Source organism: Stenotrophomonas sp. YJH_SMC_81 (assembly GCF_059370875.1).
On sequence record NZ_JCAFUB010000014.1, the window covers coordinates 58693 to 65975 of the forward strand.

Genomic DNA, 7283 nt, shown 5'->3' on the forward strand with positions numbered 1-7283 from the left:
CCTCGGCGCAAGCCGGGGGCTTTTTCTTTGCGCCAGGATGTGGAGTTGGCCGACGCACTGGTGGTGCCTGCCTGCGCAAGTGGGCGCAGGCCGCGTCGGTGCTGCTTTTGGTCCCTGCGGCGAAGCGGGTTACACTGCCGGGCTCGCCAATCAGGCCTTGTGATTCCTCACCATGCTGCAGAAACTCCGCGACAAGACCTCAGGCTGGATCGTCACCGTGATCCTGGGGCTGCTGATGATTCCGTTCCTGTTCGTGATCGACAACAGCTACCTCGGTGGCGTTGGCGCACAGAACGTGGCCAAGGTTTCCGCGCCGCCCACCTGGTGGCGTTCGGCGCCGTCGTGGTGGCCGGTGCGCATGCTGTGGCAGCACCATGAGATCAGCTCGCAGGATTTCCGCACGCGTTTCGAGCAGGAGCGCATGCGTGAGCGCCAGCAGCAGGGCGACAACTTCGACCCGCGCGCGTTCGAGAGCACCGAGAACAAGATGGCCGTGCTCGATCAGCTGATCGACGAACAGGTCGTGCGTCTGGTCGGTGAACAGGCGGGCGTGGTGATCGGCGACGGCGCGGTGCGCGAGTACATCGCGACCATGCCGGCGTTCCTCGATTCGAACGGCAAGTTCAACGAGAACAACTACCGCCTGGCATTGGCCGGTGGCAATCCGCCGCGTACCCCGACCCAGTTCCAGGAACTGGTGCGTGAGAGCCTGCAGCAGTCGGTGATCCCATCGGGCCTGCAGAGCTCCGGCTTCGTCACCCAGGCCGAGACCGAGCGCCTGTTGAAGCTGCTGGGCGAAACCCGCGACGTTGAGCTGGCCGCGTTGCCGCCCGTACCGGCCGATACCGCGCCGGTCACCGATGATCAGATCAAGAAGTGGTACGACAGCCACGGCAAGGATTTCCGCCAGGCCGAGAGCGTGTCGCTTGAGTACGTCGAGATCAACGGTGCGAACCTGCCGGCACCGACCCCGGCCGATGAAGCGACCCTGCGCAAGCGCTATGAAGAGGAAAAGGCAAAGTTCACCTCTCCGGAGCAGCGCCAGGCCGCCCACATCCTGATTACCGGCGCCGGTGCTGAGGCCAAGGCGAACAAGCTGCTGGCCCAGGCAAAGGCGGCCGGTGCCGACTTCGCAGCCCTGGCCAAGGCCAACTCCGAGGATCCAGGCTCCAAGGACCAGGGCGGTGACCTGGGCTGGGTGGAGCGTGGCGCGATGGGCAAGCCGTTTGACGATGCCCTGTTCGCGGCCAAGGCCGGCGACGTGATCGGTCCGGTCAAGACCGACTTCGGATACCACATCATCAAAGTGGCCGCGGTACGCGGCGGCGAAGGCAAGTCGTTCGAGGAAGTGCGTGACACGCTGGCTGCCGAGCAGCTGAAGGCCGACGGCGAGCGCGGCTTCAACGAACTGGCCGGTCGCCTGGTCGATGCCATCAACAAGAGCCCGAGCGATCTGGCGGCCGCCGCCAAGGAAGTGAACCTGCCGCTGCAGACCCTGGGCCCGATCACCCGCGCGACCGCCAGCGGCATCGCCGCTGACCCGGCCGTGCTGCGTGCCGCCTTCTCCGACGTGCTGGTGCAGGACGGTACCGCCAGTGACCCGATCGCCCTGGGCGGCGCGACCAACCACAGCGTGGTCATCCGTGTGGCTGCACACACCCCGGAACAGGCCCTGCCGCTGGACAAGGCCCGCGAACAGGTGATCGCTGCGATCCGTGCTGATCGCCAGCGCCAGGCCAGCGACAAGGCCGCCGATGCCATCCTGGCCAAGCTGAAGGCGGGCGCCACCCTGCAGTCGCTGGCCGCCAGCGAGAAGCTGCAGCTGAGCCCGATGCCGGGCCTGCCGCGCAGCCAGCCGGTGCCGACCCCGGAAATCAACCGCGCGATCTTCAGTGCGCCGGTGCCGGCTGAAGGCAAGCCGAGCTATGGCAAGGTCGACGTCAATGGTCACGCGCTGCTGTTCGCGGTGAACAAGGTCAATCCGGGCGACATCAAGGAAGTGACTGCAGAGCAGCAGAAGCAGCTGAAGGAACAACTGAGCCAGATCGACGGCATGGCCGCGGCCAAGGCCTACATCGAGGCGATGCGCAAGAAGTTCATGATCCAGACCACCGAAGCGAACCTGTAAGCCTCGCGGCGAGCAGATCGAAGAAGGCCCGGCATTGCCGGGCCTTTTTTTTTGTGCGGGCGCTGCTGGAAATTGAATTGTAGAGCCGAGCCCATGCTCGGCTGGCCATGAACCCCGACAAGTCGCAGGCAAGAAAAAAGCCGAGCAGGGGCTCGGCTCTACAGGAGGGCCTAGCCTGCGCGTCAGTCTTCGACGCGCAACACGGCGCCCGGCTTCAGCACGCTGCTGCCGCTCAGGCCGTTCAGCGACAGAAGCGCCTTGACCGGCATGCCATAGCGGCGGGCGATGGTCCAGGCCGATTCACCATCACGCACGGTGTGGCGACGGCTGCGCGGACGATCGGCGATCGCGGCCACGGTCTTGGCGACCTGCGGCGTTGGCGAGGCGGCGGCAGCAGGTACGCTACTGGCCACCAGTGCGGTGGCGGTGTCCGCCACGGTCGCGCTGGCGGCCGAGACCGGCGCCAGCACGCGGGTGGTGCCGGACGAGACGCGCCCACCGCCCGCCAGGGCGGGGTTGAGGCGGACGATCCTGGCCGGGTCCAGGGCACGCTGTGCGGCCCACTGCTGGACGCTGGTGCCGGCGGGCAGGGTGTGGTCCTTCAGTACGGGCACGGTGCGGTCCAGCGAGGCCATGACACCTGGCTGGTCTTCCACATCTTCCAGCACGCAGGCCAGGGCATGCAGCTTCTCGACGTAGGCATGGGTGACCGGCGACAGGCCGGGCAGCGCCGAGGGCTTGGCGTTCTGCGCGTTCATGCCGGCCTTGCGCATCGATTGCAGCACGCGGTACTCGCCGGCGTTGTAGGCCATGGTGGCCAGGCGCCAGTCGCCGCCGAACATGCCGTGCAGGGTCTTCAGGTAGCGCACTGCGGCTTGGGTGGAATCGACCGCCGACAGGCGCCCGTCGTAGCCGTTGGCCATGGGCACGCGGTGATTGCGAGCAGTGGTGGCGATGAACTGCCACAGGCCGGTCGGGCCGCTGCCATTGCGTGCATTGGGCCGGTAACCGCTTTCCACGAACGGAATCAGCGCGAACTCGGTAGGCAGGTTGGCCTTGCGCAGCTCTTCGACCACATAGCCGAACAGCACCAGTGCATCGTCATCCTGGTTGGCCAGGCGCGACGGGGCGTGGGCGAACTGCTTCTGCCAGCGCGGGCTGGTGGCCTCGGCATTGCAGGTGGGCTCGGCCAGGCCGTCGCGGAAGCTGGAGAAGATCTCCTGGCCGTTGCGGACCGACGCGGCCGGCAACGCGGCCGGATCCAGCGGCAGGGCCGCGGCGGCGGTCAGGTTCTGGCCGATGCCAGCGCCCAGCGACTGGGCGCCGGCGGTTCCGGCCAGCCCCAGGACCAGGCCCAGGGCCAGCGGCAGACTTCGGCGCATCATGCGCGGAAGCCGTCTTTCCAGTGCCGGAGACCGGCCATCACGTCGACGTCGTCAACGACGTCACGGCCCAGGTGCGCCGACACCGACGCGCGGATCGGCGCAGTGTGCACACGCAGGAACGGATTGCAGTCGAATTCGCTGGCCAGGGTTACCGGCAGGGTGGAACGGTCATCGCGGCGCATGGCCAAAGCCTCCTCTTGGCGCTGCCGCAAGGCAGCGTTGGCGGGGTCGACATGCCGCGCGAAGACGGCATTTGACACGGTGTACTCATGAGCGCAACAAAGCAGCAGTTGCGCGGGCAAGGTACCCAGCTTGCGCATCGATGCCAGCAGCTGGGACGGCGTACCTTCGAACAGGCGTCCACAGCCCAGGCTGAACAACGAATCTCCGCTGAAAAGATGTTCAGCAGTGTGAAACGCGATGTGGCTGCGGGTATGCCCGGGCACGGATAGTACGTGGAACGCCCGGCCCAGTGCCTGAACGCGTTCACCTTCGCCGACCCGTTCGGTTGCCGTGGGGATGCGCTCCTCGACGGGTGCGATCACCCGGACTCCAGGAAAACGTGCCTGCAGCACCGGCACGCCACCGATGTGGTCATCGTGATGATGGGTGAGCAGGATCGTGTCCACGCGCAGGCCCTGATCGGCGAGCGCAAGCACCGGCGCGGCATCGCCGGGATCGACGACCACGGCGTTACCGTCGTCGTCGATCAAGGTCCAGATGTAGTTGTCCGCAAATGCGGGCAGGGCAGTCAGTCGCATAGAATTGGACCATGCCCGCGCTGCAGAGCACCCGTCAAGCGAGCCAGACCCCGTGGTTCGACAGCGAACCGGCGGAAGCCCTGCGCGTTCTGGAGCGGCAACTGCTGCTGCCGCAGCTGTCGTTGCTGCCGGTGCAGCCCTGGCTGTGGATCGCGCCGAGTGCCGCATGGCTGGACGATGCGCAGCTTGGCGGGCGCGGCCTGCGCCTGTACCGGCAGGGGCACGGCTATGCCGGCGACACCCGCTGTGCGTTGCCGCTGCCGCTGGCCAATGAAAGCGTCAATGCGGTCGTGTTGCAGCATGTCACCGCAGCTGACGCTGATCGGTTGCTCGATGAGTGCGAGCGCGTGCTGATGCCGGGCGGCCATCTGTGGCTGAGCAGCCTCAACCCGTTCAGCCCTTACCGCAGGCACTGGCGCCAGCACGGGCTGGTGGTGCGCACGCCGCAGCGGATCCGCCTGCTGCTCGGCCGCCACGGGCTGGAGTGCGACGATATGCGTTTCCTCGGCCCGCTCTGGCGCGGCGCCGGCAGCCGTCGCCCGGGCGGTTGGTCGCCACTGCGCGCGGCCTGCCTGTTCCATGCTGAAAAGCGAACGCTGGCCCTGCCCGGGCCGAAACCGTTGCCGGTGCGTTGGCACGGCACCGTTGCTACCTGATCTGGAGTTGTATTGAAAACCATTGAAATCCACACCGACGGCTCCTGCCTTGGCAATCCTGGCCCCGGCGGCTGGGCTGCACTGCTGCGCTACAAGGGCCACGAGCGTGAACTGAGCGGCGGCGAAGCGCACACCACCAACAACCGGATGGAGCTGATGGCGGCCATTTCCGGCCTGGAAACGCTGACCGAGCCGTGCAACATCGTGCTCTACACCGATTCGCAGTATGTGCGGCAGGGCCTGACCCAATGGATGCCCGGCTGGATCCGCAAGAACTGGAAGACCGCCGGCGGCGACCCGGTGAAGAACCGCGAGCTGTGGGAGCGCCTGCATGCGGCGACGCTGCGGCACCAGATCGACTGGCGCTGGGTGAAGGGCCACTCCGGCGATCCGGACAATGAGCGGGTGGATACCCTGGCGCGCAACGCGGCCATCCAGATCCGCGACGCCAGCCCGGTAAACTGAGCCCATGCGTCAGATCATCCTCGATACCGAAACCACCGGCCTGGAGTGGAAGAAGGGCAACCGCATCGTCGAAATCGGCTGCGTGGAGCTGTTCAAGCGCCGCCCGACCGGCAATAACTACCACCAGTACATCAAGCCGGACTGCGAGTTCGAACAGGGCGCGCAGGAAGTCACCGGCCTGACCCTGGAGTTCCTGGCTGACAAGCCGGACTTCGCGCAGATCGCCGATGAATTCCTGGCCTTCATCGATGGCGCCGAGCTGATCATCCACAACGCGGCGTTCGACCTGGGCTTCCTCGACAACGAGCTGTCGTTGCTGGGCCCGCAGTATGGAAAGATCACCGATCGCTGCACGGTGATCGATACCCTGGTGATGGCGCGCGAGCGCTTCCCGGGCCAGCGCAATTCGCTGGATGCGCTGTGCAAGCGCCTGGGCGTGGACAATTCGCACCGTGCGCTGCATGGCGGCCTGCTCGACGCGCAGATCCTGGGTGACGTCTATATCGCGCTGACCTCGGGCCAGGAAGAGATCGGCTTCGGCCTGGGCGACGATGACGGCGGTGGCGCCGGTGCCGCGCTGCAGGCCTTCGATACCAGCAAACTGCTGCCGCGCCCACGCGTGGTGGCCACCCCGTCTGAGCTGGAAGCGCACAGCGCGCGTCTGGAACGACTGCGCAAGAAGGCCGGCTACGCCTTGTGGGATGGCCCGAAGGTGGAAGAGCCCGCCAGCGCGTAATGCCTGGCATGGGGTACTGCCGGCCGCTGGCCGGCAGTACCGTATCCACGCATGGCGTGGATCTGCCGCTTAATGGCAGCGCACCAGGATCACGCTGATGTTGTCGCGGCCACCGCCGTCGAGCGCGGCGGCGACCAGCGTGTCCACGCATTCCTGTGCGCTGGCATCGTCGAAGGCGAGGGTGCGGGCGATGCTGCGGTCGTCCACTTCCTCGGTCAGACCGTCACTGCACAGCAGCAGCTGCATGCCCGGGCGCAGCTCACCGCTGGTGGTGGCCACGTTCAGATGTGCAGGATCGGTCACGCCCAGCGCCTGGGTGACCACGTTGCGATGCGGATGCGCGCGTGCCTGCTCGGCCGTCAGGTTGCCCTGCGCGACCAGCTCCTGCACCACGCTGTGGTCCTGGCTGAGCTGCGCCAGCTGACCATCGCGCCACAGATACGCACGGCTGTCGCCGACCCATGCCACTTCGTAGCGATTGCCCTGCACGCGTGCTGCGACCACGGTGGTGCCCATCGGCAGGGTGTCGTTGCGCCTGCGCGAGGCACGGATGATCTCTTCGTCGGCGGTGCGGATGGCGTGGACCAGCGGCGCACCACGGCGGATCTCGCGCACGATGGTTTCGCGGGCCAGCGCGCTGGCCACCTCGCCGCAGGCGTGGCCGCCCATGCCATCGGCCACCAGCCACAGGGCCAGCTCGCTGTCACCGTAGTAGGTGTCTTCGTTGAGCTCGCGGCGCAGGCCGGGGTGGGTGAGGTGTCCGAATTCGATCATGGTGTGCGGGGGCGGGGTATTGCTGGGGAGACAGGCATCATCGGGGGGCTGCAGGCATCCGGCAAGGCATGCACTCAGGAAATTTTCACTTCGTTGACCGGAATGACTTGTCGCCGGCCTCGCTTCCTCGTATGATGCGCGTCCCCGGTCCGCCGGGGACCACCCGGAGAGGTGGCAGAGTGGTTGAATGTACCTGACTCGAAATCAGGCAGGCGTTTATAGCGCCTCGGGGGTTCGAATCCCCCCCTCTCCGCCAGACAAAGAAAAAAGCCGCCCACTGGGCGGCTTTTTTCTTGGCCAACGTTCGGGGGATGCAGGCGGTTGTTGTAGTGATCGACACCTCTGATGCGGGGGGATGAGAACCCCCGACGGGGTTCG

7 protein-coding genes and 1 tRNA gene are annotated in these 7283 nt (G+C 66.6%); 5 read left to right on the forward strand and 3 right to left on the reverse strand.

The window, feature by feature from the left end; all coding sequences use genetic code 11:
• Window positions 1–172 precede the first annotated feature (172 nt).
• Window positions 173–2128 carry a peptidyl-prolyl cis-trans isomerase gene (locus tag AC5P8U_RS19035; RefSeq protein WP_088496266.1) on the forward strand — a complete coding sequence of 652 codons (1956 nt, stop codon included), beginning with the start codon at window positions 173–175 and terminating at the stop codon, window positions 2126–2128.
• 182 nt (window positions 2129–2310) lie between these two features.
• Here the strand turns inward: AC5P8U_RS19035 and AC5P8U_RS19040 are convergent, their stop codons facing one another.
• Window positions 2311–3513 (reverse strand): lytic transglycosylase domain-containing protein, encoded by a 1203-nt coding sequence (locus AC5P8U_RS19040; RefSeq protein ID WP_072168262.1) that lies wholly within the window; start codon window positions 3511–3513, stop codon window positions 2311–2313.
• Window positions 3510–4274: a hydroxyacylglutathione hydrolase gene (gloB, locus tag AC5P8U_RS19045; RefSeq protein ID WP_005415478.1), complete on the reverse strand. Its 765-nt coding sequence runs from the start codon at window positions 4272–4274 to the stop codon at window positions 3510–3512. Before gloB ends, AC5P8U_RS19040 begins: the two co-directional genes overlap by 4 nt.
• An 11-nt stretch (window positions 4275–4285) precedes the next feature.
• On the opposite strand from gloB, the gene AC5P8U_RS19050 reads away from it, so the two are divergent.
• The 3 genes from AC5P8U_RS19050 to dnaQ are packed head-to-tail and all read left to right on the forward strand — an operon-like array spanning window position 4286 to window position 6131.
• Window positions 4286–4930, forward strand: coding sequence for a methyltransferase domain-containing protein (locus AC5P8U_RS19050; protein ID WP_072168260.1), 645 nt, complete (start codon window positions 4286–4288; stop codon window positions 4928–4930).
• A 12-nt stretch (window positions 4931–4942) separates the two neighbouring features.
• On the forward strand, window positions 4943–5395 hold the full coding sequence (rnhA, locus tag AC5P8U_RS19055; RefSeq protein WP_005408275.1) for a ribonuclease HI: 453 nt from the start codon (window positions 4943–4945) through the stop codon (window positions 5393–5395).
• Window positions 5396–5399: 4 nt separating this feature from the next.
• Window positions 5400–6131 (forward strand): DNA polymerase III subunit epsilon, encoded by a 732-nt coding sequence (dnaQ, locus tag AC5P8U_RS19060; RefSeq protein ID WP_049415209.1) that lies wholly within the window; start codon window positions 5400–5402, stop codon window positions 6129–6131.
• A gap of 69 nt (window positions 6132–6200) precedes the next feature.
• Here dnaQ and AC5P8U_RS19065 read toward each other — a convergent pair whose 3' ends face one another.
• Window positions 6201–6905: a PP2C family protein-serine/threonine phosphatase gene (locus tag AC5P8U_RS19065; RefSeq protein ID WP_061479956.1), complete on the reverse strand. Its 705-nt coding sequence runs from the start codon at window positions 6903–6905 to the stop codon at window positions 6201–6203.
• A 165-nt stretch (window positions 6906–7070) separates the two neighbouring features.
• On the opposite strand from AC5P8U_RS19065, the gene AC5P8U_RS19070 reads away from it, so the two are divergent.
• Window positions 7071–7161 (forward strand) — tRNA-Ser (locus AC5P8U_RS19070).
• The last annotated feature ends 122 nt before the right edge of the window (window positions 7162–7283 follow it).